This window comes from Mesorhizobium sp. M4B.F.Ca.ET.143.01.1.1, from assembly GCF_004792275.1.
GTDB classification, from domain to species: Bacteria; Pseudomonadota; Alphaproteobacteria; order Rhizobiales; family Rhizobiaceae; genus Mesorhizobium; species Mesorhizobium abyssinicae.
Genome location: NZ_SRSR01000060.1, coordinates 1 through 957, shown reverse-complemented (window position 1 = coordinate 957; position 957 = coordinate 1). Strand labels below are relative to the sequence as shown.

The 957-nt window shown below is 62.2% G+C and carries 1 protein-coding gene; it reads left to right on the top strand.

Features of this window, described 5'->3' with window-relative positions; genetic code table 11:
- Nucleotides 1-5: 5 nt before the first annotated feature.
- Nucleotides 6-957, top strand: a 952-nt coding sequence (locus EN786_RS35935; RefSeq protein WP_127230906.1) for an IS481 family transposase, incomplete at its 3' end; no start/stop codon positions are given.

Genomic DNA, 957 nt, shown 5'->3' with positions numbered 1-957 from the left:
TCCGAATGAACATCCATAAGAATGCCCGTCTCACACCGCTGCGTCGAGAGGAGATGGCGCTGTCGGTGATAGAAGGCGCTTTCTCCAAAGCCCATGCGGCGCGTGTCTACGGCGTGTCGGCCAAGATCGTGGCGCGCTGGGTCGAGCGCTACAAGTCCGAAGGGCGGGCCGGCATGATCGACCGTTCCTCGCGGCCCGCCCATATGCCGCAGGCCACCGCTGCGTTGATCGCCGAGCGCATCATGGCGCTGCGGCGGCAACGTTGGACCGGCAAGCACATCGCCCATGAGGTCGGCGTCTCGCCCGCCACCGTTAGCCGGGTTCTCAAGCGTGCCGGACTGTCGCGGTTGCGGGATATCGAACCGGCCGAGCCGATCCGACGCTACGAGCGCGAGCATCCTGGCGAGATGATCCATATCGATATCAAGAAGCTCGGTCGTTTCGAGCGCATCGGTCATCGCATTACCGGCAAGCGCACCGGCAATGCCAGCTCGCGCGGCAGCAGTTGGGAGTTCGTCCATGTCTGCATCGACGACGCCTCCCGCATCGCCTTCTCGCAGATCCTGCCCGACGAGAAAAAAGAAAGCGCCATCGCCTTCCTCAAGGCGGCGGTGGCCTACTACGCCAGCCTCGGCGTCACGATAGCCCGCGTCATGACCGACAACGGCTCCTGCTACAGATCAAAGGCCTTCGCCAAGGCCTGCCGCGATCTCGGCCTCAAGCACGTCAGGACAAGACCCTATACACCCAAGACCAATGGCAAGGCCGAGCGCTTCATCCAGACAGCACTGCGCGAATGGGCTTATGCCATCGCTTATCCGACTTCAGATCACCGCGCCGCAGAGTTGCCGGTCTGGCTGCACAGATACAATTGGCACCGTCCCCACGGGAGCCTAAAGTCCAAAACACCTATCAGTCGCCTCGCTCTAACCGAGGACAACCTGTTGAGGCTCCACA